Source organism: Paraglaciecola sp. T6c (assembly GCF_000014225.1).
Classification (GTDB): Bacteria; Pseudomonadota; Gammaproteobacteria; order Enterobacterales; family Alteromonadaceae; genus Paraglaciecola; species Paraglaciecola atlantica_A.
Window position 1 is genome coordinate 2,607,586 of the sequence record NC_008228.1, and the last position, 26,423, is coordinate 2,634,008.

Annotated in this window: 21 protein-coding genes and 1 riboswitch; of the genes, 10 read left to right on the forward strand and 11 right to left on the reverse strand. The window is 43.1% G+C overall.

Annotation, left to right across the window (positions count from 1 at the left end; translation table 11 throughout):
* Positions 1 to 15: 15 nt before the first annotated feature.
* Positions 16 to 984, reverse strand: a complete 969-nt coding sequence (moaA, locus tag PATL_RS11025) for a GTP 3',8-cyclase MoaA (RefSeq protein ID WP_011574964.1) — start codon at positions 982 to 984, stop codon at positions 16 to 18.
* Positions 985 to 1,009: 25 nt separating this feature from the next.
* Positions 1,010 to 1,160: riboswitch (molybdenum cofactor riboswitch) on the reverse strand.
* Positions 1,161 to 1,533: 373 nt separating this feature from the next.
* On the opposite strand from moaA, the gene PATL_RS11030 reads away from it, so the two are divergent.
* From PATL_RS11030 to PATL_RS11055, 6 genes are all read left to right on the forward strand, one after another.
* The gene (locus tag PATL_RS11030) at positions 1,534 to 2,424 is read left to right on the forward strand and encodes a kinase (protein WP_011574965.1); all 891 of its coding nucleotides are present in this window, start codon (positions 1,534 to 1,536) and stop codon (positions 2,422 to 2,424) included.
* Positions 2,417 to 3,241, forward strand: a complete 825-nt coding sequence (locus PATL_RS11035; protein WP_011574966.1) for an HAD-IIB family hydrolase — start codon at positions 2,417 to 2,419, stop codon at positions 3,239 to 3,241. Before PATL_RS11030 ends, PATL_RS11035 begins: the two co-directional genes overlap by 8 nt.
* 61 nt (positions 3,242 to 3,302) lie before the next feature.
* Positions 3,303 to 4,532: a hypothetical protein gene (locus PATL_RS11040; protein ID WP_006993331.1), complete on the forward strand. Its 1,230-nt coding sequence runs from the start codon at positions 3,303 to 3,305 to the stop codon at positions 4,530 to 4,532.
* Positions 4,533 to 4,542: 10 nt separating this feature from the next.
* The gene (locus PATL_RS11045) at positions 4,543 to 6,318 is read left to right on the forward strand and encodes a sugar phosphorylase (RefSeq protein ID WP_041713705.1); all 1,776 of its coding nucleotides are present in this window, start codon (positions 4,543 to 4,545) and stop codon (positions 6,316 to 6,318) included.
* Positions 6,319 to 6,753: 435 nt separating this feature from the next.
* Positions 6,754 to 6,960, forward strand: coding sequence for an EF-hand domain-containing protein (locus tag PATL_RS11050; protein WP_011574968.1), 207 nt, complete (start codon positions 6,754 to 6,756; stop codon positions 6,958 to 6,960).
* A 111-nt stretch (positions 6,961 to 7,071) separates the two neighbouring features.
* Complete coding sequence (locus tag PATL_RS11055; protein WP_011574969.1) at positions 7,072 to 7,290, forward strand: EF-hand domain-containing protein; 219 nt, start codon at positions 7,072 to 7,074, stop codon at positions 7,288 to 7,290.
* A 199-nt stretch (positions 7,291 to 7,489) separates the two neighbouring features.
* Here the strand turns inward: PATL_RS11055 and PATL_RS11060 are convergent, their stop codons facing one another.
* On the reverse strand, positions 7,490 to 8,473 hold the full coding sequence (locus PATL_RS11060; RefSeq protein ID WP_011574970.1) for an NAD(P)H-quinone oxidoreductase: 984 nt from the start codon (positions 8,471 to 8,473) through the stop codon (positions 7,490 to 7,492).
* Between the two features lie 100 nt (positions 8,474 to 8,573).
* Between PATL_RS11060 and PATL_RS11065 the strand changes: the two genes are divergently transcribed.
* Entirely contained in the window at positions 8,574 to 9,761 is a 1,188-nt protein-coding gene (locus PATL_RS11065; RefSeq protein ID WP_011574971.1) for a class I SAM-dependent rRNA methyltransferase, read from the forward strand.
* A 132-nt stretch (positions 9,762 to 9,893) separates the two neighbouring features.
* Here the strand turns inward: PATL_RS11065 and PATL_RS11070 are convergent, their stop codons facing one another.
* The 3 genes from PATL_RS11070 to PATL_RS11080 all read right to left on the reverse strand — a co-directional run bounded on the left by PATL_RS11070 (position 9,894) and on the right by PATL_RS11080 (position 14,753).
* On the reverse strand, positions 9,894 to 10,196 hold the full coding sequence (locus tag PATL_RS11070) for a PilZ domain-containing protein (RefSeq protein WP_006993337.1): 303 nt from the start codon (positions 10,194 to 10,196) through the stop codon (positions 9,894 to 9,896).
* 115 nt (positions 10,197 to 10,311) lie between these two features.
* Positions 10,312 to 14,235: an ATP-dependent RNA helicase HrpA gene (gene hrpA / locus PATL_RS11075; protein ID WP_041713707.1), complete on the reverse strand. Its 3,924-nt coding sequence runs from the start codon at positions 14,233 to 14,235 to the stop codon at positions 10,312 to 10,314.
* Between the two features lie 98 nt (positions 14,236 to 14,333).
* Positions 14,334 to 14,753 carry a CBS domain-containing protein gene (locus tag PATL_RS11080; RefSeq protein ID WP_011574973.1) on the reverse strand — a complete coding sequence of 140 codons (420 nt, stop codon included), beginning with the start codon at positions 14,751 to 14,753 and terminating at the stop codon, positions 14,334 to 14,336.
* 231 nt (positions 14,754 to 14,984) lie between these two features.
* Between PATL_RS11080 and sbcB the strand changes: the two genes are divergently transcribed.
* Positions 14,985 to 16,415 carry an exodeoxyribonuclease I gene (sbcB, locus tag PATL_RS11085; protein WP_011574974.1) on the forward strand — a complete coding sequence of 477 codons (1,431 nt, stop codon included), beginning with the start codon at positions 14,985 to 14,987 and terminating at the stop codon, positions 16,413 to 16,415.
* A gap of 150 nt (positions 16,416 to 16,565) precedes the next feature.
* Positions 16,566 to 18,224 (forward strand): DUF342 domain-containing protein, encoded by a 1,659-nt coding sequence (locus PATL_RS11090; protein ID WP_011574975.1) that lies wholly within the window; start codon positions 16,566 to 16,568, stop codon positions 18,222 to 18,224.
* A 95-nt stretch (positions 18,225 to 18,319) separates the two neighbouring features.
* On the opposite strand, the gene PATL_RS11095 is transcribed toward PATL_RS11090, so the two are convergent.
* Together PATL_RS11095 and PATL_RS11100 are read right to left on the reverse strand one after the other, a co-directional pair.
* A complete protein-coding gene (locus tag PATL_RS11095; RefSeq protein ID WP_041713709.1) occupies positions 18,320 to 18,583 on the reverse strand; it encodes a hypothetical protein in 264 nt (87 codons plus the stop codon).
* A 126-nt stretch (positions 18,584 to 18,709) separates the two neighbouring features.
* Positions 18,710 to 19,582, reverse strand: coding sequence for an NAD(P)-dependent oxidoreductase (locus PATL_RS11100; RefSeq protein WP_011574977.1), 873 nt, complete (start codon positions 19,580 to 19,582; stop codon positions 18,710 to 18,712).
* Between the two features lie 76 nt (positions 19,583 to 19,658).
* Between PATL_RS11100 and PATL_RS11105 the strand changes: the two genes are divergently transcribed.
* Entirely contained in the window at positions 19,659 to 20,144 is a 486-nt protein-coding gene (locus tag PATL_RS11105; RefSeq protein ID WP_041713712.1) for a glutathione peroxidase, read from the forward strand.
* Positions 20,145 to 20,158: 14 nt separating this feature from the next.
* Here the strand turns inward: PATL_RS11105 and PATL_RS11110 are convergent, their stop codons facing one another.
* The 4 genes from PATL_RS11110 to PATL_RS11125 form a co-directional block, all read right to left on the reverse strand.
* Positions 20,159 to 20,917 carry a methyltransferase domain-containing protein gene (locus PATL_RS11110; RefSeq protein ID WP_011574979.1) on the reverse strand — a complete coding sequence of 253 codons (759 nt, stop codon included), beginning with the start codon at positions 20,915 to 20,917 and terminating at the stop codon, positions 20,159 to 20,161.
* A 37-nt stretch (positions 20,918 to 20,954) separates the two neighbouring features.
* Positions 20,955 to 21,716, reverse strand: coding sequence for a Nif3-like dinuclear metal center hexameric protein (locus PATL_RS11115; protein WP_011574980.1), 762 nt, complete (start codon positions 21,714 to 21,716; stop codon positions 20,955 to 20,957).
* A 160-nt stretch (positions 21,717 to 21,876) separates the two neighbouring features.
* The gene (locus PATL_RS11120) at positions 21,877 to 23,322 is read right to left on the reverse strand and encodes a cryptochrome/photolyase family protein (protein WP_011574981.1); all 1,446 of its coding nucleotides are present in this window, start codon (positions 23,320 to 23,322) and stop codon (positions 21,877 to 21,879) included.
* Between the two features lie 224 nt (positions 23,323 to 23,546).
* Positions 23,547 to 26,156: a TonB-dependent receptor plug domain-containing protein gene (locus tag PATL_RS11125; RefSeq protein WP_011574982.1), complete on the reverse strand. Its 2,610-nt coding sequence runs from the start codon at positions 26,154 to 26,156 to the stop codon at positions 23,547 to 23,549.
* Positions 26,157 to 26,423 lie beyond the last annotated feature (267 nt).

Below are 26,423 nucleotides of genomic sequence, written 5' to 3' on the forward strand. Positions count from 1 at the left end.
AAAGCGCATCAAGTGTTAGCCGCCCAGCATTGCAAGGTGCTTAGTGGCGCCAGTATAACCATCATGCAGGAAGTGAGTGGATTTTTTATCTCCTAGGAGTGTCCTTAACTCTTCTTGTAAACGCTGGGTATCATCGTCAGCAATATACTCACGTATATCAAGGCCCTGTTCACTGAACAAACACAGGTGCAGTTTACCCAAGGCTGAAATTCTAAGACGGTTACAGCTCGCGCAGAAGTCTTTGCTATAGGGCATAATAAGACCAATACGCCCCTTAAAGTCAGGGTGAGCAAACTCTTGCGCTGGCCCCGCGGCTTTATCGCGAATAATTTGCTGCCATCCCTCACTGATAAGTTGCTCTTTAATGGGCAAACCAGAGGCGTGGTTCTTATCAAAAAACAATTGATTATCACCGGTTTGCATTAATTCTATAAAGCGCAACGTAATTGGGGTTGTTTTGATCCACTTTAAGAACGCGGATAACTCATGCTGGTTAAAGTGGCGCATCAAAACAGCATTGACTTTCACTGTCACCCCAAGCTCTACGGCTCTATCAATTCCGCGCAGAATAACATCTAGTTTATCGTGGCCAGTGATAGACGCGAACATACGGGGGTCCAAGCTGTCAATACTGACATTCATTTGTGTCAGGCCAGCTTCTACCCAGCTGTCGATATGATCAGGTAATTTATAACCATTCGTCGTGATCGCGACCTGCTTGATGCCCGGGGTATTTGCGCAGGCACGAATAGCGTCTGGCAAATCTTTTCGTAGCGAAGGCTCGCCACCCGTTATACGAATTTTGCTGGTGCCTAGTTTCGCAAAGGCACCTGCAATGCGTGTAATTTCAATCAGAGACAAGAAATCCCTGTCGGTATCGCACTGATACCCATCAGGTAGACAGTACTCACAACTAAAATTACACACATCAGTAATGGACAGCCGCAGGTAATGAAACCGGCGACCAAATTTATCTTGCAACATATTCACTAACACCTTTCCAAATTGAAGTTGCCGGGCCTTATCGCCTTGGCACTTACGGGGAGGCTGTTTGATTTCTCTCACAACCCTGGCGAATGACACATTCTTGCGAACGCACTTCGCGGCCAACATACCTTGTCTTCTGATTTAGGTATGAAGGCTCGGAGTTAAACCACCTGTATATCTACTTTATTAATTTCGACCCACTATTTTTACCACACTTAGGGCGCTTAAAGCTATTAGCGCTGAGTTTAACCAGCCTAAGAGTTGTGTACAAATATGTATGTGACACTCATCACCCTGGCGCAAAGACGAAGTCTGTTTAGCGCGTGCGTTTTTTAGCGTTATATCCATACCTCACTATATTAACGCAATAGATACTCACTGCGCTTCTCACCTTTTAAAATTCATGCCCCTTAGCCCAGAAATAGCAGCCAAGCATACTCACTGATAGTGATTGGCATGTATGTTGATTGCTTAGATGTGTCATAGCATATTGAATATGGTTAATGAGCAGCAACATTGGTGCATAACAAGGGAGAGAACGTAAATATGTTAACCGAATTTACTGATAAACATCAGTTAAGTAAGGACTTTTTACACGATGCAAGAAAATGGTACATACCGCTTGCTGAAAACATCGCCAAGCACCAATCTGGTGCATGCGCGCCCTATTTTTTAGGCATCAATGGATGCCAAGGGTCTGGTAAGTCAACATTATCCGAGTTTCTGGCCAGTTACCTTACACAAGAGCATGGTTTAAAAGTGGTTGTCATGTCACTTGACGACTTTTATCTGGATCAATCCCAGCGCAATGCTATTGCCGTCAAGGTGCACCCACTATTCAAAACACGCGGTGTGCCAGGCACACACGATATAGCATTAGCGTCACAGGTGCTTTCATCGCTACACAGCGGCGTTGCCACATCAATCCCTCGGTTTAATAAAGCCGATGACAATCCCGCTCCGGTGAGTCAATGGCAACAGATTGACGGACAGGTAGATGTGGTTATTTTTGAAGGTTGGTGCTGGGGCGTTGAAGCACAGAATGAGGCACAACTTATCGCTCCCATCAATGCCCTTGAAGACGAACAAGATGAGACGGGTGTGTGGCGCCGATTCGTTAATAAACAATTGGCGCAAAACTACGTACCACTTTATGCGAACATGGATTATTGGGTGATGCTCAAGGCACCTTCTTTTGAGAGCGTCTATGCGTGGCGATTGGAACAAGAGCACAAATTACGTGCCTCCCTTTCGACCGCAGATTCTAGTACTGGAAGCAAAGTAATGAGCGATGAGCAAGTGTTAGCCTTCATACAATATTATCAACGCCTAACTGAACATGGTTTATCAACGCTGCCACAAAAATGTGACCTCGTGTTCAGTTTAAATTCAGCGCGCAGAATCACTGCACTTACACGAAGAGGTGTTCATGCTTAAACAGTTACTCGTGTTTACCGATATGGATGGCACATTGTTGGATCATAACACTTACAGTTATGCGCCAGCACTGAACATGCTGGATGTCCTTAGAAGCAAACACATTCCAGTCATCCCTACCACAAGCAAAACCAAAGCAGAATTAGACTCTCTTATGGCAGAGCTAAAACTTAATGGTCCACTTATCGTAGAAAACGGCGCTGCGGTTTTTATCCCTCAGCATTTAATGAAGACACAGCCCGAAGGTACAAAGAGCATAGAAGGCTTTTGGGTCAAAGAATTTGCTCAACCTCGCTCGCATTGGCTGGCATTAATTGCCAGTGTTGAAAGTGACTTTTCAGGAGAGTTTTTGCAGTTTTCTACCATGGGCGAGCAACAACTCATAGAGCACACCGGACTTAGCCCTAATAATGCAAAGCTGGCCAACACCCGTATGTTTAGTGAGCCCGTTAAATGGCTCGGGTCGCCAGATAGAAAGCGCGAGTTTGTCACTCAGTTGCAGCAACTGGGTGCTACCGTGTTACAAGGCGGTCGCTTTCTTGGTGTGTCAGGACTATGCGATAAAGGAATTGCCTTGCAATGGTTAGTCACGGCATTCCAACGTCATATTGGGCACAGTGCAACTTTGAGTGTCGCGTTAGGCGATAGCAACAATGATGTGGCTATGCTGGAAGCCAGTAACATTGCGGTACGTATTAAATCACCCACCCATTCGTTTCCACCACTTGAGAGAACAACAGGTGTCTACGATAGTACATTAGAAGGACCTTCAGGCTGGACTGAATGTTTATCTAAAATTCTGATCAATGAAAGTTAGTCTAAAGCTCAACTTTTATTAATTTACTTATTATTTTTATCCTAGAACCAAAGGAATCATCATGGCTGACTTTTATCAAAACGGCATTGTTACCACATTACATAACTTATCTGAAAGACCCGTTGAAGATTTAGAAAAAGAACTAGTGAGTTTTGCTAGGAGGCGTCCGATGGCGCTCATATTACCTTCATTGTTTTCTGAGCTAGAAGGAGAGGCGTTACCGCATATTGTTTCAGAGATTTCTAAAGTCCCCTACCTTTCTCAAGTCGTTATCGGCTTAGACCGAGCAGATAAAGAACAATACAAGCATGCACTGGGCTTTTTCGACAAACTTGGACAGAACCACCGTATCTTGTGGAATGACGGACCTCGTCTCAAAGCGTTGGACGAAGAGCTAGCTCAAATGGGCCTTGCGCCAAAAGAGTTAGGAAAGGGCCGTAATGTTTGGTACTGCATGGGTTACATTCTTGCCACAGGCACGGCTGAATCAGTCGCGCTACATGATTGCGATATATTAACCTATGACAGAAGCCTGCTAGCGCGATTGATTTATCCAGTAGCGAATCCACAATTTAACTATGAGTTTTGTAAAGGCTATTACGCTCGTGTTGCTAACGGCAAAATTAATGGTCGTGTATCACGATTGCTCGTCACCCCCATGCTCAGAGCGTTAAAGCGTGTGATTGGCAACACCGATTATCTCGATTTTATGGACAGCTTCCGCTACCCCCTAGCCGGCGAATTCTCCTTCAGACGCGACGTTTTAAATGATATTCGTATTCCTAGCGACTGGGGTCTTGAGATTGGTGTGTTATCAGAAATGCACAGAAACTATTCAAGCAATCGCCTGTGCCAAGCAGATATTGCCAAAACATATGATCATAAGCATCAAGATCTTTCAGCTGACAATGACGCAGGTGGTTTGTCGAAAATGTCTATCGACATTACCAAGGCCATGTTTAGAAAGCTAGCGACTCAGGGTGAAACGTTCAACATGGAAACGTTCCGTTCTATCAAAGCGACGTATTACCGAATCGCTTTAGATTTTGTCGAAACCTATCATAACGATGCCATCATGAATGGCTTGTCACTGGATATTCACAACGAAGAAAAAGCGGTTGAGTTGTTTGCCCAGAACATTATGAAGGCAGGCGAAAGTTTCTTAGATAATCCAATGGAAACCCCATTCATCCCAAGCTGGAACCGTGTGGTAAGTGCTATGCCTAATGTATTGGAGCGGCTAAAAGACGCTGTTGAACAAGATTATAACGAGTGTAAAGAATCCCTTTAGAACAACAATAATGAATGGTGAAGCAATGCAAAGTACTTATGACCAATTAGCCGAGTTAGTCGAACATCATTTGGCTGTTATTTACAATGAGGTTGAGCTGAGTGTTACCTATCAAACATTCGCCCAAGATCTGTTGACTACGATGGGGTTTGAAAAGGACGTATCAATCGCACCTCCTTTACGCCACCACAATAATTGGACGCAAGAAGATGCCGTGCTGATCACTTATGGCGATTCAATTGAATCGCCTGGGGAGAAGCCATTAACGACCCTTTACACCTTTTTAAATGAATGCTGTGCGAAGAACTTGAACAGCGTGCATATATTACCGTTTTTTCCTTACAGTTCAGATGATGGCTTTTCTGTGATCGACTATTCTAGTGTGAACGAAGCATTAGGCGATTGGGAAGACATCAAACGGATCGCGACAGACTTTAGGTTAATGTCAGATGTGGTAATTAACCATTGTTCTTCGCGAAGCGCTTGGTTTGATAACTTCATTAAGGGCGAAGGACCAGGCAGCGACTTCTTCTACACGGCAAGTCCAGATGAAGACTTATCAAATGTGGTCAGGCCTCGTACGTCTCCTCTATTACGTGAGACTGAAACAGCAAAAGGTATCGAGCATGTTTGGTGCACATTCAGTCACGATCAAGTTGATTTTGATTTTCGTAATCCCAAAGTGTTAGAAACTTTCGTTTCAATCATTCGTCAATATTTGGATAATGGCGTCAGGCTGTTCAGGCTGGATGCCGTGGCTTTTTTATGGAAAAAACTTGGCACACCTTGTATCAACTTAGAACAAACCCATGAAGTGGTAAGATTACTGCGCACACTTATTGAACATGCGCAGCCAGATGTGATTATTATCACAGAAACGAATATACCAAATAGAGAAAACTTAGCTTACCTTGGAAATGCCAATGAAGCTCATGCGATCTACAATTTCTCTTTGCCCCCATTGTTGGTAAATACTCTCATTACGGGTGATTGTCATTACCTGAAGTCATGGTTAATGAGCATGCCCCCAGCGCAAAACGGCACTACCTATTTTAATTTTATTGCATCCCATGATGGAATCGGCCTACGACCAGCTGAAGGCTTATTAGAAGACGAGGAGCTCACGGTACTCGTAAACACTATGCAGAATTTTGGCGGCAGAATTTCGTGGCGTGCTTCTGAAAATGGGCAGCAAAAAGCGTATGAAATTAATATTGCATTATATGACGCTCTTCAGGGGACAACGAAGGGAACGGATAAATGGGGCTTCCAGCGTTTTATGTGCGCCCATGCGATTATGCTTGGTTTAGAAGGGATCCCTGGGATCTATATTCACAGTTTATTGGCTACAGGTAATGATTACGAACGGGTTAAAAATACCAGTCATAACCGCGCTATAAATCGTCACAAATGGCAATATACTGAATTACAGAAGCAATTAGCATCGCCCTACTCCCAACACCAACGCGTATTGAAGGCCATGGGTGAGCTACTCACCATACGCCGCCAGCAGGTGGCATTTCACCCCAACGCTACACAATTTACCTTGCAGTTAGGAAGCAAAGTATTTGGTTTCTGGCGTCAGAGTATCGATAGAAGACAAAGCATATTTTGTATCAGTAATATTTGTGATGAGATACAAGAAATACACTTAAGTGATATTAACTTAGTAGGCACCGACGAGTGGATAGACTTAATGACGCAGCAACCCATTTATGCTGCAGACAGTTTCATTGAACTAGCACCATATCAAACGATGTGGATCAGCAATTTACCTAAACGTTAAATTGCCAAATCCTTCTTACCTTTGGCGACAAAATAAATGAGACAATGCACACAAAATGTTTCTTTATTTTGTTGCTTTTTCGCTACGCGTAACCAATTTAACTCCATTTAAACAATTGATATTTAACACTTTTTGTTTCAACCCGGAATTTGTGTAACTGTTTTAGCACTATAACATTAAATTATCATTGTCCACTTTGTATCTAGGCCGCTCCCCCCCTTATAACTCGTTGAAAATTATGCACTATTCTTAGTTGGCATGAAGCGTGTAACCGTTTAGCTGAGTTTATGAGCGAGTTCGGCATATATATAAATGCTTCTACCCGATCTGAACCACCGAGCAAGTTCGCTCTTTAAATTTGTCAGACCGGATTCAATAGAATCAGGTATCGCTACGAAAACCTAGCTAAATATTTAGCCATAAGGAATCGATAAGATGAAAAAGTTAATTGTTATTACTAGCCTACTTTTCGCCTCAAACTGTGTATTGGCACAAGACGATATAATGGACGCGTTAGACACGGATAATGACGGTCGCATTAGCCTAGAAGAAGCCTCCTCAGATGCGGCCCTGTCTTCGGTGTTTACCGAGTTAGATGTAAACAAGGATGGTTACCTTAGCGCCAGTGAGTTAGAGAACTAAACCCTTATTGCCTTGGTCGCAAGATTGTAGCCTATTAAAATCAGCGTAACGTTAAATCAATCCTAGTGCCTTACAAAGTAAACGACATTCTTAAATAACGTGGAGAAACGAATGAAAAAAATTATTATAGCGGGTGTTCTCGCCCTAACGTCAGTAGGCGCATTTGCCGCAACGGATATTTTTGCTGCTTTAGATGTAAACGAAGACAATATGTTAAGTGCAAAAGAAGCCAGTATTGATACTACTTTGGCCACTATATTCAACGAATTAGATAGCAACAAGGATGGATTTGTCTCTAAAGAGGAGTTCAGTGTGCTTCAACAGCAATAATTCTTATCGACGTTGTAATCGATAAAATGAGGTTAGAGACTCTCTATTGTCTCTAACCTTCCATTTCATAGTCTAATTTTCAAACAATCGATGATAAATCTGTGACCTACCTCCCAAGTAATTGATCACGAGACGTGCGCCACACATCTTTTAAGACATTTAACATCGCCTCAAGTAAGCAACCTTGTAGCGAGATAGATTAATTCCAACTAACAACCAATTTACCCATGGTGTCATTTCGTTCAAGGCGTTCGTGCGTCAAAGCAATATCTTTTACGTTATATTGGGTGTCGATAACAGGTCTTAAAGCACCATTGTCAAAATCAGCCAAAAATCTGTGACAAAAGTCATGTATTAAAACGCTTTTGTATTCGTCGCTCCGGCTTCGCAGTGTAGAGCCTGTGATGGTGGCGCGTTTCGCAAGCATCAGGGCCATGTCTACTTTGTCGGCATAGCGACCGGCCAACATAGCTAAGTACACTATCGTTCCATCAGCGTTGAGGATTTTTAAGTTTCGATTCAAATAATCCCCTGCAACAAAATCAATAATAACGTCGACTCCGCCTTGCTCGAAACATTCAGCAAAATTTTGAGTTTTGTAATTTATCAGTCGATCGGCGCCATACTTTTCGCATACCGCAAGTTTTTTCTCAGTTGATGCGGTAACACTGACATGACAACCATCTGCTTTTGCTAATTGAATCGCGGCAAGACCCACAGCACTCGCTCCAGCATGTATAAGAACCCGCTGCCCAGTTTTTAATCCGCCCACTTGAAACAAACTTTGGTATGCCGTTAAGAAAACCTCGGCGATACCAGCGGCACTCGGCATATCCACGTTTTTAGGCTTAGGCATTAAGTGTTCAGAATTGACCGCCACATATTGGGCATACCCGCCGCCAGCCACAAGCGCAAAGACTTCATCGCCTATTTGCCAACGGGAAGACTCGTTATCAGCAGATATACCAAGACTTACAATTTCCCCTGATACCTCAAGACCAAGAATTGGACTTTCCCCTCTTGGTGCTGGGTATTTACCTTGGCGCTGTAGTGTATCAGCGCGGTTAATACCAAAGCTGTGTACCTTTACTAACACTTGCCCCTGTTTGAGGGTAGGTTTTGTAGTATCATTAACAAAAAGCGTGTCCGTTGCCGTCCCTTCTTCATAATCGATAAATTGCATGAATTCTCCATTGAATTTTTTGTTTAATTTGTACCATTGATAATGTGATTTTGCGCCACGCTCATCTACTTTCAATTTGTATGCTGGAAACCACCACACTATGTCATCACGCGTTACACTTCACCCCGGTCGAGAAAAGTCTTTATTACGTCGTCACCCTTGGATATTTGCCAGTGCAATTGAGAGCACTAAAGGCCGAATGAATCTCGGCGATACCGTCGATGTTTATAGTCACGAAGACGTATGGCTAGGCCGCGGAGCCTACTCACCACATTCTCAGATACAAGTTAGAATATGGACGTTTACGCAAAATGAAAGTGTCGACAACGGTTTTTTTCAACGTCGTATCGCGAGAGCCCAACAATCCAGAGAAGAGCTAATTGAGCGACATGGTTTAACCGGATATCGTTTGATTGCCGCAGAATCAGATGGCCTACCAGGGGTGACCATCGATGTTTATGCCAATGTTATCGTCTGCCAACTGCTCTCAGCAGGGGCTGATAAACATAGAGAAAAAATAGTATGGGCGCTAAAAGCACAATTTCCTGAGCATGGCATATATGAGCGAAGTGATGTAGCAGTGCGCAAAAAAGAGGGATTAGAAGAAATCACCCAAGTGCTTGCTGGCGACATACCGGATGAAGTCATCATTGAAGAAAATGGTGTAAAAATCATCGTCAATGTGAAACAAGGTCATAAAACGGGTTTCTATTTAGATCAGCGCGATAACCGCGCTATCGCCGCTCAATATGCCAAAGATCGTGACGTATTAAACTGCTTTTGCTACACAGGCACATTCGGTAGTTATGCACTTGCTGCTGGTGCGTGTAGCGTTACTAGTTTAGATGTATCTGACCTTGCCCTTGAAACGGCTAAACGCAACGTGGATATTAACCAGCTAGATAGTTCAAAATGTGAGTTTATTAATCATGATGTATTTCAAGCATTACGTGATTACAAAGCACAGTCTAAACAGTTTTCCCAAATTATACTCGACCCACCCAAATTCGTAGACTCTAAGGCTTCGCTAAATAGAGCGTGTCGTGGATATAAAGATATCAACATGCTGGCAATGCAGATCATGGCCCCTGGCGGCATTCTAGCCACATTTAGCTGTTCAGGTTTAATGCCCTTCGATTTGTTTCAAAAAGTCGTAGCGGATGCTGCATTAGATGCTGGCCGAGAAGTACAAATAATCCAGCGCTTATCACAAGCGCCTGATCATCCGGTCTCAACAAACTACCCTGAGGGGTTTTACTTGAAGGGATTAATCTGCAAAGTGCTGTGAGGTACTATTGTGAGGCGTTATAGAAATACTTAACAAGCGCTACTTCTAAGGTTAGCGCTTGTTTATTTTCCTACGCTTTGCTCAGCGTCCTAGACCTTTATAACTGAGAGTAACAGCCCGTTATGTCTAAGGCTAATTCATCTCAGTAATTTCGACGCCAATTACGCAGGTGCTGTCTTCATTGCACTCAGAGCGCACCACGCGTGCTTTGGCTGACAAGGAAGGGATTTGGCTGTTTGTTGATTCAATATAAACGTCAACAGCGGTACCGATTTCTACGGATTGCTCTTCCACTTCAAATGACATGCCTGTAGCACTTATATCCTTACATACTGCGTGCAACGTACGACTCGACTCATCGTCGTTAACCACAATCTCGCAAGCTGAATTGACCATCATGCGAAAAAAATTACGTTTGTCGTTGTAGCCTAACATCAAAAATTCCGTCCTAGTTTATTGCCTACTCTGTGTTTATAGGGTGCGGATTAAGCAATGTCAACGGACTTTTCTTAATCCACTCAGTTAAATATCAAGATTGCCCCTAAATGAGCTAATTAGCGTCTAATTGGCTGATAATCCGTTTGGTTGATATCGGCATAGCTGTGCCTAATTGCTGGGCAAAGAATGACACTCTAAGCTCTTCTATCATCCAGCGAACTTCTTTTAATTCATCAGGTATAGGTACGCCGGCAGGGATTTTCTGCAACCGCTTTGTATACTCACCGTGCACTTTTTCTACGTTCAATTGATGCAAGCGGTCTTTTGTTGGGTCGATAGGTAGTTTTTCGATTCGTCTGGCGATCCCTTCAATGTAGCGTTGCCAATCGCTCAAACGTCGAGCACCGATATCACTTACAAACCCGTTGAATACTAGGCTGTCTAAATGCTGCTTTATATCCCCATAAGCATTGATCATCGCCATCGGCACATTACCCTTCATTTTCTTCTTGATTTGGTGCGCTTTGGTTAGGCCGGTTTCAACTTTCTGGGCGATGGTTAACACGCTATCATTTATTTCGCTGCGAACATGCTCGCTACAGGCGTGAAAGGCTTCTGGCGTGCGAATGTCACCGTGAAGGTCACGGTAGCTTTCTATCAGCTCGTCTGTTGCGGCCGCGATGACATCATCAATCAGGGCAGCAACCTTCCCGAATGGGTTAAAGTACAAACCGAGCTTAGCTTTATTAGGCAGTTTTTCATGCAGATATTTAATAGGTGATGGAATCGATAACAAAATTAATTGTCGTAATCCTAGCTGATGCGCTTGCTGTGCCATATGCAGCTTATCAAATAGTTTTATCGCTACCGCATTTTTTTCAGACACCAACGCAGGGTACGCTTTTACATTAAATCCACTTTGCTTGCTGACATATTCAGTGGGTAAGCGCTCAAAATCCCACTGAGTTATGCCTGACCTTTCTAATCCAGGTTTCGCCATTTTGCTCAGGCTCTGCTTTACTTTTCCCTGTAACTGGTGCTGTAACGCCTGCAGATCCCTACCTTGTTGCACGACCTTGTTATTATCGTCTAGCACTTTAAAATTAAAGCGTAGATGAAAAGGTAGGCTATCTATCTGCCATTCTTCTATTTCGACTTCTACGCCAGTCATGCGCTTTAACTTTTGGCTGATTGCACTTAGAAAAGCGATAGGTTGGCCTTTCTTATCTATCGCAGAGATATCGGACAAACAAGCATCCGCGTAGTTAGGTGCGGGTACAAAGTTTCGTCGAAGACGTTTTGGTAATGATTTAATAAGAGTGACGATAAGCTCGTGACGTAGCCCAGGCACTAACCAATCAAACCCCACAACAGACAACTGGTTTAATAGGGAAAGCGGCACCAATAAATTGACACCATCATCTATATCCGTGGGGTTGAAGTGATAATCTAGACGCAGAGTTAAATTGCCTTGCTGCCACGTTTCAGGGAAATCATATGCATGTGACTTTGTCGGTGAGTTCTTAAGCAGCATTTGCTTTGAATAGGTTAGCAAGTCGGGCTGGGTGTTTTTAGTTTTGCCCCACCATTTCTTAAAACTGGCCTCGCTGCATACATGTGTAGGAATAAGCTGAGCATAAAAATCAACCAACGCCTCTTCATCCACCAACAAGTCGCGGCGGCGTGTCTTATCCTCTAACCCTTTAATTTCATCCACTTCTAACTGGTTTTCAGTTAAAAAATCGTCATTTAACTTAGTATCTTGATTAACCAAGGCCTCTCGTATGAATATTTCACGACTGATAACTGGGTCTATTTGGCTGTAAACAACGCGACGTTTAGAAACTAAAGGTAAGCCGTACAAAGTCACACTTTCAAACGCTTGGACAACTCCTTGCTTCTTCGACCAATGTGGCTCACTGTAATTACGTTTAATTAAATGAGGCGCTAGTGACTCCAGCCATTGAGGTTCAATTTTTGCGCCCATTCGACCAAATAGTCGGGATGTATCCACAAGCTCAGCAACCATCACCCATTTAGGACTCGCTTTGGCAATTCCTGACCCAGGAAATAACATGAACTTGCCGTTACGTGCGCCAAGGTATTCCTTGTCTTTATCTTTATTGCCGATATGAGATAGCAATCCAGCAGCCATCGCTTGGTGAATAGCTTGATAATCCGCATCTGCCTGGCTGATACTAAACCCGAGCTCTGCGATAGATTTTCTCAACTGGCTTACAATGTCTTGCCACTCTCGCATACGTAAATAGTTAATGAAGTTTTGCTTGCACCACTTGCGTAATTGATTGTTGGTCAGTTCGACTTGTTTTGCTTTAAATTCTAACCAAAGCGTTAATAAGCCTAAAAAGTCAGACTCTTTATTGGCAAATGCTTGGTGTTTCTCATCAGCCGCTTGCCGTTTATCTTGTGGGCGCTCTCGCGGGTCTTGAATGCTTAAACCAGCGGTAATAATAGATACGTCTCGCATACTATTGAGTTTTTCTGCTTCGACAATCATCCGGGCATAGCGAGGATCGATGGGTAAACGCGCCATTTGCCGGCCGATGGTGGTTAAGTTTAAACGCCCCGTATTTTTCTCGACTCCACCAAGCTCTTCGAGCAGATTAAAACCATCATTGATACTGCGTGAGTCTGGCATCTGCACGAAGGGGAACTCGTCAATTTTGCCAAGGCCTAGCGCCATCATCTGTAAGATGACAGAGGCTAAATTCGTTCTTAGTATTTCAGGATCAGTAAACTCATTGCGATTGTTATAGTCATCTTCACTGTACAAACGAATACAGATACCATCTGATACGCGACCACAACGCCCTGCCCTTTGATTGGCGGAAGCTTGGGAAATGGGCTCAATTGGTAATCGCTGTACTTTACTGCGCACACTGTACCGTGAGATACGGGCCGTACCTGGGTCAATAACGTATTTAATCCCAGGCACTGTTAATGATGTTTCAGCGACGTTGGTGGCAAGCACGATGCGTCGACCCGAGTGAGATTGAAATATCTTGTTTTGTTCTGCTGCAGACAGCCTAGCGTAAAGTGGCACGACTTCAGTGTGCCGGAATTGTTGACGTGTCAGTGCATCTGCCATGTCGCGGATGTCTCTCTCACCACTCAGAAAGACTAAAATGTCTCCTTGGCTATGGTTACCCAGTTCATTCACCGCATCAATTATCGCTTGCGCTTGGTCCCTGTCGTTCTCACCGTCGTCATCTAGTAATGGTCTGTAACGCATTTCGACTGGGAAAGTTCGGCCGCTCACTTGAATAATCGGAGCATCATCAAAATGCTTTGAAAAGCGCTCAGGGTCGATCGTCGCTGAGGTGATGATCAACTTTAAATCCGGTCTTTTAGGCAGTAGTTGTTTCAGTATACCGAGGATAAAATCAATATTGAGGCTTCGCTCATGCGCCTCATCAATAATAATGGTGTCATACTGATTTAAAAATCTATCTTGTTGAATTTCTGCGAGCAAAATACCGTCTGTCATTAACTTTACATAGGTACGGTCACTCACTTGATCTGAGAAACGAATTTTAAACCCGACTTCATTTCCTAGTTCGCTATGTAGTTCTTCTGCTATGCGGTTAGCGACGCTTCTAGCGGCGAGTCTTCGTGGCTGAGTATGGCCGATTAAACCACTTACACCTCGCCCTAACTCTAAACAAATTTTCGGAATTTGAGTTGTTTTACCCGAGCCCGTTTCACCTGCAATAATCACCACTTGATTATCGCGGATCGCATCTGAAATTTTCTGTTTTTGTTCAGTAACGGGTAAGTCTGGGTATTCTACCTTCGGAAGGTTAGCTTGCCTTTGCTCTTTTAATAACACCGACCTATCAATATCTTTACTCAACTTAGCGAGGGCTTCGTTTTTCTTTTTGTTATCGAATCGTTGAATCTGTTTAAAGCGGCGTTGAAAACGAAACCGATCCGACGCCATACACACTGACGTCAGTTCGCTTAATTGGGAATAAGTTAACGGAGCGCTTTGCGTTTCTGATAAATGTGAAGACAATAAAATTTGCTCATACTAGGGACAACCACAATGGGTGTTGATCCTAGAAGAATGAGAATTTAAATACTAGTACCGATTGGGTAAAACCCTAAAAAAGCCTAACCGGCTATACGGTATCCATCTCTTAGCTGCATATCTATTGCGTTCAAAAGTTGAGAGCGATTGATTGTTCCTAATAAATAACCGTCATCGTCAACGATTGGGTAAACCTTAGGTTTAGCGACTAACATTTTCTGCGCTTGTTCAATCACAGAGACGTAAGGACGAATTGAGATAACCTCCGTTTGCATGATGTCTTTCACCCGACAAACTTGCTCTCGGTAATAACTTGATTCGATCATTCTTACCAAACAGTCTTGCTCCGATAGGAAACCAACGACTTTATTCTTTTCGTCAACAACCGGACCACCCGTTTGTCCACTTTGTAGTAAACGTTCGACGGCTTCGGCTACAGACATTTCTAGAGAAAAGGTAACAGGGCGACAATTCATATAATCGCTAACTCGTAATGATTGCATAAATACTCCAAAGGTGAGCTACCATTTGAACAACAAATTGTTAACACACTTAGAGTTAAGCACAAATTGTCGGTTTTAATAGGCTTTATAGGTAGTACTTTAGTTTGTGCGAGATAAATAAATACAATGTTCAATTAAATTACATAGTTATAAACAAAAAACGGGGTTTAATTTGAGTTTGCAACGTAATTCTGTTGAGATCCCCTGAGAATCAAAACGATAAGGAATACTGTGTCTACACCATCGATATATTGGCACGATTACGAAACATGGGGCGTTAATCCTCAAAAAGATCCTGCATGTCAGTTTGCTGGTATTCGAACCGACTTGGATCTGAACATCATTTCCCAGCCTTTGATGATTTTCAACCAAATTCCAAATGATTATTTACCTAACCCACAGGCATGTTTGATCACAGGTATAACACCACAACATAGCTTGCGTGACGGCATGGTAGAGCCCGACTTTATCCAAAAGATACATCAAGAATTTTCGGCGCCTGAAACCTGTGTTGCTGGCTACAATAATATCCGTTTTGATGACGAAGTGACACGATACACTCTGTATCGAAACTTTTACGACCCCTACGGCCGCGAATGGCGCAATGGTAATAGTCGTTGGGATATTATCGATGTTGTTAGAGCCTGTTACGCACTTCGACCTGAGGGTATAGAGTGGCCATTAAAAGACGATGGTTCTCCTAGTTTTAAATTAGAAGATTTAAGCAAAGCGAATAACATTGAGCATGCTGCAGCCCATGATGCCATGTCGGATGTACACGCCACGATTGGTATGGCAAAACTCGTCAAAACTGCGCAGCCAAAATTATACGATTATTTGTTTAATTTACGGTTTAAGAAAAACGTTATTGCCCTTTTCGATATCAATGCACATACTCCTTTGGTACATATATCCTCAAAGCTACCAGCCATAAACGGGTGTTGTACGTGGATAGCCCCTGTTGCTCAACATCCTACTAATAAAAATGCTTTTATAGTGGTAAATCTAGCGTTAGACATTCAGCCTTTAATTGATTTGTCGGTGGACGAGATTATTGAAAAGCTCTACACCCCATCCAATATGCTTGAAGAAGGTGAACAACGTTTACCAATCAAATTAATTCATGTTAACAAAAGCCCTGTAATTGCTCCGGCTAAAACGTTAGATGAATCTAACGCGGCTAGACTCGGTATTAACCGAGAAGTGTGCCTAAGCAATCTAAAAGTACTCAAACAACACCCTGAGTTGGTTGCTAAACTGATTGCGGTTCATAGCACGACTAGAGATAACAAAGAACAGGACGCTGACCATGCTCTTTATAGCGGCGCATTCTTTAGTCCAAAAGATCGGGCTTTGATGGATCAAGTGTTACACAGTAGCACTGAACAATTGGCCGACCTTACACTCCCCTTTGAAGATCCTAGATTAGACAATCTGCTGTTTTATTATAAAGGTCGAAATTTCCCCACATCGTTGAATGAGCAAGAACTGCAACGCTGGCAAAATCACCGTAAGTTCCGCTTGTTGGATGATACGTCACCGTCCAGTATTACGATGACGGATTACGTACAAACCTTAGAGTTACTCAGCGAACAGTATCAATCTAATAACGACAAATTAGCCATACTTAAAGCGTTATATACATACGCTGAACAACTTTAAGCAAGCTATTAATCACTGTATATTTCTAAATAATCATGCATTGTGGATTATGACCGATAATAAACACAGTGATGTCGAGTTTATCTAAGTATTTGAGATTGTGGGTTGTAATGATGAAGTGTTTCAATATTTATAATGTAGGTGATTAAAATGGATGGAATAACCCTAACGGTTGATGAAACAAATACGCACCTTAGTGCGCACATTAACCCACAAGAGTTGGACGGTAAAATTGATTTTAAAAGCGTGTTGCAGGTTATAAAGAAAAGCGAGTACGCCGAGTTTTATCTGAATGATGATGCTATCCAAACGTTATTAGCCGATACACAAACAGCAATTAAAACAGAAGCCAGCGGAACGCTCGTGGAGCGCGTAGGCGAACGGCAAGATAACGAGATTAGATGTAAGGTTGAAGAAGGCCAATTAAGCGCTAGTATGACGATCACAAAAGGCTACGGTGCACCTCTTTTAACCCTAACTGACTTAGTCGCACTTGCAAACAAAAGTAATATCGTACGCGGGTTGAGCACTAAACGTCTGAAGGCATTGCATCAATCTTATCTATCCTCAGCCTCGGGAGAATCTGTCAGTGCGACAATCGCCAAAGGTTTGCCGCCTAAAACAGGCCGTTCATCAAAGCTAAAACCGCTAGTACAAAATGCATTAGATCGCATATTGCGTCCTCAATCATCTCATCACGGTCGTGTTGATATGCGCAATTTAGGCGACATTATATGTGTAAAAGTCGGCACCGAATTATTGCGCAGAATGCCTCCCTCTGATGGTCGTTCAGGTTATACCGTTACGGGTGAAACTATCCGCCCTAAAGCGGGGGAATGGATAACATTCAGGCCAGGTGATGGCACCATGATAAGCGATAAGGACGAGAATCTACTTATCGCAGAAATTTCAGGCATGCCTAAATTTAAAGATCAAAAGATGTGGGTAGACGATACCTATATCTGTAAAGGCGTTAACGTCGGTACAGGCAATGTCAACTATGACGGTGCGGTTTTGGTCAATGGCGATATCACAGAAAAAATGGAAATTATTGCAACCGGCGATGTAACCGTTAACGGTTTTGTTGAGTCTGCCACTATTCGTGCTGGTGGCGATATCATAATTACCGAAGGCGCAATGGGCAAAGTGAATGATGCTGGAACCGAGTACAGTACCACGTTGCGCGCAAAAGGCAGTATTCATATTCAACATGGTCAAGGGCTGGATATAAAATGTGACGGTGGTGTAACCATTGGTCGTCAATTAGCGTTTAGTAAAGTCGTATGTCGACAGGAAATGTTTGTTGGTCCGATTGATAAACCTAATGGAAATTTATTTGCGTGTTCTATCTTCAGTCAAAACCGAGTTCAAGCAGGTACGTTTGGCGCTGTTTCTGGTAGTAATCTAACGTTAGATTTCAGCGATGGGTTTAATTCACTTCTAGCGCGTAAAGACTCGCTGGACGAATTGGTTAGGCAAATTCGCCAAAACTGTAGTCGTCACGAAGATCGCATGAAGCTTATCCACAGCAAATTTATTCCTGATGACCTGAGGGACAAAGTCAGTGCAGCTCAAGAACTATTCGAAAACGAACACCAGTTAATGCAATGGCTTGAACGTAAGGCAGTTGAGCTTGCAGCAAATAAAGACGACTACCAGCAACGGATCATGGTATCGGCAAATAAACGTATTTACCCAGGTGTTGTCGTTAAGCTAAACAACCGTACTTGGCGAGCAGACAGAGAGTATGGAAAAGCGAATGTAAGTTTTCATGGCCACCAGTGGCATTGTGAAGCGGTCACTACTTAACGAACGATGAGTTGTGCCAGTTCCACCTAGTGCGATTAACAAAAAACGGCGCTATACACGCCGTTTTTCGATAATTTTATGACTAAAACACGTTATTAGGACTGCTTCTTGGCATTTTCGATAGAGCGCTTAATAGATTCAACCTGAGCTTCACATTCACGTTTATTTTCACCTAACATATCCGCGCACTTTTGGCCCTCTCTAGGTTTTGTTTTGACTACGCCTGAAAAGATGGCAGAAGCTGCACATCCGGGTGCCCCATCGCATGTATCCGGTGCAGGAGCATGATAGCCATAGGGATACGAACAAGCGGTTAACCCGCTAATGGTCAAAAGTATCAATAGAGTTCTTATTTTCATAACGATTCCTTGTATTTTATTAGGTTTCTTAACCTTTCGGTCGCTGGTGTTCGTTAAGAGTGCTAACCATAAAAAGACTTAACTAACGATAAACAATAAAACAACATCATCTGGCGTTGAAGCTTATCAATGGCTTTTCAAACGAGTCAGTAAACTCGAAGTATCAAACCGACTCCCGCCCTGGCGTTGCACGTCAGCATAAAACTGGTCAACTAGCGCTGTCAGCGGCAGTGTGCTTCCGTTTTTTCTAGACTCATCAAGAGCAATCCCTAAATCCTTACGCATCCAATCTACTGCGAAACCAAAGTCGTACTCGCCCGCTAACATGGTTTTTGAGCGATTATCCATCTGCCATGATTGAGCTGCTCCTTGAGAGATAACATCGATGACCGACTCACAATCGAGCCCGGCATTTTGACCAAAGTGAAGCGCTTCAGCTAACCCTTGTACCACACCAGCGATACAAATTTGATTCATCATTTTTGCAAGTTGACCACTGCCTATTGAACCGAGTAATCGACTGAATTTAGCATAGGATGCAATGATAGGCTCCACTTGAGTAAAACTCGATTCGTCACCACCTAGCATGATTGTTAATTGTCCGTTTTCAGCCCCAGCTTGCCCGCCAGAAACGGGGGCATCTAAAAATGCCACCCCTTGGTGTGCCGATAATGTTGCAATTTCACGCGCCACATCCGCTGAAGCCGTTGTATGATCTACGATAATAGCCCCCTCTTTTGCGGTTGCTAAAATCCCGGTTTCTCCACAAACTACCGAACGCAAATCATCGTCATTACCAACACATATAAATATGATGTCAGCGTCTTTCGCCGCTTTGGCTGGGGTACTTTGTGATAGACCATCAAAACGCGCTAACCACTCCTGTGCTTTTGATTGAGTACGATTGTATACCGTGACTTCATAACCGGCTTTAGCAAGATGTCCAGCCATTGGAAAGCCCATTACACCGAGTCCAATAAACGCTATTTTTGTTGTCATAATGATGCTTTAAATCCTTGATAGTTTTCGTAAAAATGCCACTATATTACATCGCTTTAAAAACCGGAATTAAACCGTGAATAACATTTACCAATTTGCTGCAAAACACAACAACGGCCATGCCCTTTCAATGGATATATATCACGGTAAGGTGCTCTTGATTGTGAATACAGCAAGTAAGTGTGGATTTACGCCGCAATATGATGGATTGCAATCATTGCAGGAAACCTATGCCACGCAAGGGTTCGAGGTGCTGGGCTTTCCGTGTGATCAATTTGGGCATCAAGAGCCAGGTAATGATGAGGAAATTGAACAATTTTGTACAACTCATTTTTCTGTTTCTTTTCCGCTATTTGCCAAGGTTGAAGTGAATGGCATTAATGCACACCCCTTATTCATGTACTTAAAGAAACATGCCCCAGGTATTTTTGGATCGACCCGCATCAAATGGAATTTCACCAAATTCTTAGTCGATTCACACGGTAACGTGGTTAAGCGCTATTCGCCTAAAACCAAGCCGGAACAGATTAAAAAGGACATTGAAGCGCTATTAAGCGCATAACAGTAACTTACTCTTCAGGCGTCTCTGCGCATAAGAATGTGGAAGTATTTGCCTAACCACATATAAGGCTCTTTATCACCGAATGCCATTTCGGCTTCTTTGAGTTGTTCATAGTGACTTAGTTGCATTGTGGGGTCTTTTAAGTAGTCGTGAAAGCAGCGGATCCCCGCCGTAGATATAATCGAAACGGGCTGTTTCTGCAAAAAATCAATCACAGCTCTGGGTTGAAGCGGTTTGTTCGGACTCAGGCGTACCCGATTCTTCACCTTCATGCCTTGTTTAACGTAATCAAAATTTCCATAGAGTAAGTTGCCGAGCATTTGCGCATCTTTGTTAAAGAACGTCAGCGAAAAATAGCCGCCAATTTTCGTCATCGAAATTAGTTTTCGAACATTAACATAAGGATCATTTAACCATTCGAGTACAGCATGGCAAATGACTAAATCATATTCACAATCAGGTAAGCCTAATATATCGCTATGAATCACTGAAAGCGCGCTAGACTCACTGCATTTTTGCTTAGCGATGGCTAGTGCCTCATTTGAAATGTCACTCAAGGTTACATTCACGCCCGACTGAAGCAGTACCCGTGACATTTCACCTGTGCCACCACCGGCGTCAAGGGCGATGCTTAATGTTGAAAAATCGATATTTTTGCGTAAATGATATTGAAGTAACTCGTGGCGCAAGCGACCTTTGGTTGTTCCATAAATGTTCTTTTCAAACTTATCTGCAATGGCATCAAAATTTTGATCACGCTTTTCGCTGTGCATCCGTATTCTCGTTAAAATGTGGTCAATCTATTGGGTGCTAAGCGGGATTGGGTATATCAATAAACTCTGCGTTCAGTAGTGTTTTGGCGTCGAGATACTCAGCTATCGCCTTTGCGCCATAGCGCTCTGTGGCATGGTGCCCAGCGGCATAAAAATGAATATTCATTTCTCTGGCGCTATGGATAGTTTGCTCAGAGACTTCTCCGGTAATAAATGCATCAAAGCCCGCACGTGCTGCCGCTTCAATGTACCCTTGCCCACCGCCCGTGCACCAGGCAACACTCTTAATCAGGTCAGAGTCAGCACCTTCATGTAGCGGTACACGCCCTAATATACTGACCAACTTGTCGGATAGGGCTCGCGCCGACATAGCGGGTTCGAGCCGTCCCTGCATAACGATCCCCTCTGGAGACTCAGACAGTAACGGACTGATTTGTGCCATATTCAGCAGTTTTCCTAGTTGAGCGTTGTTGCCCAATACGTCGTGTATATCGAGAGGTAAGTGGTAGGCATATAGGTTGATATCGTTCTTAATTAACGCAGCTATGCGCTTTTTCTTCATCCCACAGATATTTGCCGCTTCACCTTTCCAAAAGAAACCATGATGTACAAAAATCGCATCGGCATTTAATTGTATTGCTTTATCAATGAGTGCTTGTGAAGCAGTCACACCACACACGACTTTTTGAATCTGCGTTTTGCCTTCGACTTGTAAACCGTTTGGACAAAAATCTTGCACTCTTTCGGGCTTTAAAAGTTCATTTAAGTAGCTAAGTAACGCCACATTAGTCATGCTCATAAATCACAAACCTATACAAAATTGCGTTCGACTATGACAGCACTCAATGACTTAGTGAATCACTGAGTGCTGTACGAATGTGGCGCATTATAGGGTAATTTTCCCAAAGAAACAGTAACCGTAACGGGCTTGAAATACGAAATAATAACAAATATACAGATCACTTTAAGGCGGCTAAAAAGCCTTTAAATTGTTCTTTTGTACGCATAACAGATGCTTTGTGCTCAACGATAGGTAATGCATAGCCTATCCGTTGGACGTCACAGTGTTTACTGGGTTCATGTATTTGCTTAGGACTTAAATGTTCAAGTTCAGGCAACCACGTTTTAATAAACTCCCCTTTAGGATCAAATCGTTCGCTTTGGGTCGTAGGGTTGAAAATTCTAAAGTACGGCGCTGCATCAGTGCCAACCGATGCGCTCCACTGCCAGCCACCATTATTCGAAGCATAATCACCGTCAATCAACTGACTCATGAAATAGTCTTCAGCCCACTTCCAAGGTAATAAAAGATGCTTACAATAAAAGCTCGCCACTATCATACGTAAACGATTATGCATCCAACCGGTTTCTCGCAACGCGATCATTGCTGCATCGACAATCGGATAACCTGTCTTGCCTGCTTTCCATGCGTCGAAATGGTGTTGGTTACTTTCCCATTTAAAGTGTTGATAATGCTTTTGAAAAGGTAACCCACGGCTGACATGGGGGAAGTGATACATTACGTAGCGATAGAAATCGCGCCAAGCAATTTCTTTTATCCAAGTGTAGGCCCCGTGTTCTAGTGACAAAGCATCATCGCCGTACTCTTGTAATACATGAAATAAACACTGCGCTGGACTCAGGGCCCCGATAGATAGATAAGGGGAGACCTTACTGGTACCGTCTACTGACGGAATATCCCGATTTTTTGGGTATACTGGGGAAAATTCGATGATAAATGCATTCAGTTTTTTAGTTATTTTAGCCGCGGTGGTTGGCCAATTGGTCGAAAACTCCTTACTGATTTCTATCTCATTTGTTTTTAATAATGAATCGATTTGGATGCTGTCGTTTGCTGATTGGCTCAGACCAGTATCACTGGCTTTATGATTATCTGGTACACCGGGTAATTGCTGTAAGGTCGTGTCTAACCAACGCTTAAAATAGGGCGTGAAAACTTTATACGGCTCATTTTTAAGGTTCATTATTTCAGTGGGTTTCACTAAACAAGTGTCGTGAAACATGGCGAGGGGGATATCAATCTTTTTAAGAATATTCTTAACAGCCAAGTCACGCTGGCGTTCATCCCATTCATATTCAGCGTTGCAATAAACATGAGTGACGCCAATTTTGGTGCAAATATCCTTGAGGCGAACGGGGATCGCTTGGTAAATACTCCCCTCAATAACCTGCAATTCTATGTTACGTTCGGCCAACTCTTTATGCAGATTTACTAAACGCTGATATATGAGGGCTACCTTGTGGCTGGACAGATTATAAGTGTCCCATTGCTCCTTGGTGGTAAAGTAAACCGCCGTCACATTATCGTGATTATCAACTGCATAATCTATCGCGCTATTCCACTTACTTCTTAAATCAGTTCTTAACCAAACTAGTGCACTCACGTCCGTCCCTTTTTAATCCAAATTAAACGATTTCTCTAACGGACATACGAAACTTGATCAAAACACGATCACTTCAAATAGCAGAATTCTATTATTGCGTAGTACTTACTATATTTTCCATCACATCATAAAAACGATTTGAGTGAAATATGCTCGTAAAAAATGCAAAAAAAAAGCCTTGTTACGGATTATCGTAACAAGGCTTTTTATAAGCTACTGTATGTTCAGAAGTTATACTTTGCTTTTACGTAGTAGAAACCGCCATTGTAATCGAAAGGTCCACTTTCATAATATTGACCACCTACTGCCGCAAACGAGCTAGCTGGAAGCTCCTGAGCATCATTATCGAACAAGTTGCTAGCACCTGCAGATAAGGTAATTTGGTCGGTTACAAAGTAACTTACTTCTGCGTCAACCGTTGCGCTGCTGCCGGCGTCCTCATTCCAGCCACCTGGTTCAGCATCATCAGCGTGAACGGCGAAGTACTCTCCAAAATAATTAACGCGAATAAAGGCACTCACTGTATCCCAGCTTTGCGATACAGTGAATGTCGCTCTATGGTGAGGAATTCCTTCTTCAAGTAATTTTACTTTGCCTACGCTCGTTGTATCAGGATTGAATTTTTCGACTTCAGTTTCATTCCAGTTGTACGCTAACGAGAACTTGGTATCACCAGATTCAAAGATTGGATGCGTGTAGTTAGCCACTAAATCCAAACCTTGGGTTTTAGTATCAAAGTCATTAGCGAAATACGTAACAGCAGAAATAAGCTCAGGATTTTGTACACCTAGTGTTCTTAGTTCTTCGTAGTCATCTGGGTTTACGTCAATTTTACTAGACTGGGCAATACGATCTTCAACGGTAATGCTGTATAAGTCAGCACTCATGAAGAAGTCCCCACTTTGATAAACCGCACCAATTGCGTAACTTTGAGAGTCTTCAGGAGACAACTCTTTACCGCCATAAAACGCTGACAATGTATCAGTCGGTGGCGCCAAGAAACTTTGAATCAAATCACCGCCAACGATAGACGTTTGTGTATTAACCACATTCGCTTGCCCTACAGTAGGAGCTCTAAACCCAGTGCTGGTTGATGCACGCAAAGAAAGCTCATCAGTGACGGAATACTGGGCCGTCAACTTATAGTTAGTGGTATCGCCAAAGGTCGTAAAGTCCTCGTAACGAACCGCAGCACCGAGCAACAAGTCTTCGGTAATATACGCTTCTACGTCAATATAGGCCGCTACACTGCGACGAGTATTAGTGCCTTGTGCTTCAGGGCCGAACCCTTTAAAACCATGAGAGCCAATGTTGAACCCTTGTGATGCATAATCACCAGCTTTCCAAGAGGCCTCTTCACCCGCAACAATTTCAAATGACTCTTCACGCCATTCAAGACCACCTGCTAAGTTAAGTGAATCAATGCTGTCAACGTCAATTTGCTTAGATAAATCTAAATTGAACATTTTCTCCAACTGGATATATTTACCCGTATCGAACTCAGTTGGGGTATCAAGACCTAGCGAAGGATTAAGAGTATTTGTTAAGTTAAACGATGATTCACTGCGACCGACAGAACCACTCAAATCGAAGAACGCGCCAGATAAGAAACCATTTTTCAATTCGCCTTCAACACCAATAACCAAAGAGGTATCAGTGATGTTTCCGCCGAACGCGGGTGTATAACCACCAGGGAAAATTTGATTCATTGAGAAGCAATTAGGATCGGCAGCCATCTGTTGATAGGCAGCGGTATCTAACACATTTCCGTCAACAACCGTTCCGTCAGCTAGCGTCACTTTAGGAATAGCAACTGTTGCACAAGTGCGCTCTGCCCCTGCGGCCTCAGCCACATCACCGACTAATAGCGTTTCGCCTTCATCATTTGAATAGACTTGACCACGGTTGTGGGGGTTTCGGTAGTAAAAGCCGCCGACAATATCACGCTCAGAATAGTTACCGAACATGTAGAATTTCTTGTCATCGCCAAGATCAAGCCCTACGTTACCAAATAGGCTAATGTCGTCGTTGATCTCAGGGTTACCCCAAATTTGTGCCGGATCACCAACAGCAGTATTACCTTGAGCAATTAGATTAGCCGCATCGGGACGCTGTACACTGCGACTGGTTGCGTCGGCGTTTTTAAGCTGAAAACTCAGGTTAGCGTAACCATCTTTAGTGAACGGTAAACCAACATTACCTTCTACAGTGGTTGTTGCGCCGTCACCTTCGTAGTACTCACCGCGTTTAACCGATAGAGAGCCACCGTCAGCGTCATCCTTTAAAACAAAGTTCATTACACCTGCTATGGCATCAGAGCCATACTGAGCAGCTGCGCCGTCGCGTAATACTTCGACCTGTTTTAACGCTGAACTAGGGATAACTGAAATATCTGGGCCTTGAGCGCCATCATTAATGCCACCACCTTGGAATGCAATAACAGACGCACGATGGCGCCGCTTACCGTTAACTAATACGAGAGTACTGTCTGAAGACAAACCACGTAGGTTAACAGGGCGAATAAGGGTTGCGGCATCAGAAATAGGCTGTGCGCGAGCAGTAAACGACGGAACCGTACTTACTAACATATCAAGCATGTCAGTGGAGGCTGACTTACCGAGCTCATCGCCGCCGATGATATCGATAGGCACTGGAGAATCTGCAACTGAACGAGGTGCTGAGCGGCTCCCTACCACCGCAATTTTTTCTACCTCCGCACTATCGTCTTTTACTTGTTGAGCATAGACAGGGCTTATTGCGGTAACCGCAACAGCTGTCGATGTAGCAATAACGTAGCGAATACTTTTCGTTAATTTGTTTAATGACGTGTTCATTTTATTTCCAACTTTATTTGTTTTTTTAATTATGCACGCCCCTGTTTTATTATTATTTTTCAGTGTGAACTGATAGGCGCTGCACGGTTAATAACTCAGTAGAAACTGTCCGGTTTGCATTGAATTACATATTATTTATAACGATAAAAAGTTGAACTTACAAACAGATTAAATGGTCCAATAGTGTTAGTCGTCACTAACAGTGATTTACACTCTAAAATATTATTTCACAGCGTAATCAAGCAGGCTTTTTGATTTTTGCGATAT

Coding starts and splice junctions, on each gene's coding strand:
- PATL_RS11125 (WP_011574982.1), bottom strand. CDS start 26,156: ATGAACACGTCATTAAACAAATTAACGAAAAGTATTCGCTACGTTATT.
- PATL_RS11040 (WP_006993331.1), top strand. CDS start 3,303: ATGGCTGACTTTTATCAAAACGGCATTGTTACCACATTACATAACTTA.
- PATL_RS11070 (WP_006993337.1), bottom strand. CDS start 10,196: ATGTTAGGCTACAACGACAAACGTAATTTTTTTCGCATGATGGTCAAT.
- PATL_RS11100 (WP_011574977.1), bottom strand. CDS start 19,582: ATGACAACAAAAATAGCGTTTATTGGACTCGGTGTAATGGGCTTTCCA.
- PATL_RS11080 (WP_011574973.1), bottom strand. CDS start 14,753: ATGCAATCATTACGAGTTAGCGATTATATGAATTGTCGCCCTGTTACC.
- PATL_RS11060 (WP_011574970.1), bottom strand. CDS start 8,473: ATGCAATTTATCGATTATGAAGAAGGGACGGCAACGGACACGCTTTTT.
- PATL_RS11045 (WP_041713705.1), top strand. CDS start 4,543: ATGAATGGTGAAGCAATGCAAAGTACTTATGACCAATTAGCCGAGTTA.
- PATL_RS11035 (WP_011574966.1), top strand. CDS start 2,417: ATGCTTAAACAGTTACTCGTGTTTACCGATATGGATGGCACATTGTTG.
- moaA (WP_011574964.1), bottom strand. CDS start 984: ATGTTGCAAGATAAATTTGGTCGCCGGTTTCATTACCTGCGGCTGTCC.
- PATL_RS11050 (WP_011574968.1), top strand. CDS start 6,754: ATGAAAAAGTTAATTGTTATTACTAGCCTACTTTTCGCCTCAAACTGT.
- PATL_RS11090 (WP_011574975.1), top strand. CDS start 16,566: ATGGATGGAATAACCCTAACGGTTGATGAAACAAATACGCACCTTAGT.
- PATL_RS11030 (WP_011574965.1), top strand. CDS start 1,534: ATGTTAACCGAATTTACTGATAAACATCAGTTAAGTAAGGACTTTTTA.
- PATL_RS11055 (WP_011574969.1), top strand. CDS start 7,072: ATGAAAAAAATTATTATAGCGGGTGTTCTCGCCCTAACGTCAGTAGGC.
- PATL_RS11095 (WP_041713709.1), bottom strand. CDS start 18,583: ATGAAAATAAGAACTCTATTGATACTTTTGACCATTAGCGGGTTAACC.
- PATL_RS11115 (WP_011574980.1), bottom strand. CDS start 21,716: ATGAGCATGACTAATGTGGCGTTACTTAGCTACTTAAATGAACTTTTA.
- PATL_RS11110 (WP_011574979.1), bottom strand. CDS start 20,917: ATGCACAGCGAAAAGCGTGATCAAAATTTTGATGCCATTGCAGATAAG.
- PATL_RS11065 (WP_011574971.1), top strand. CDS start 8,574: ATGTCATCACGCGTTACACTTCACCCCGGTCGAGAAAAGTCTTTATTA.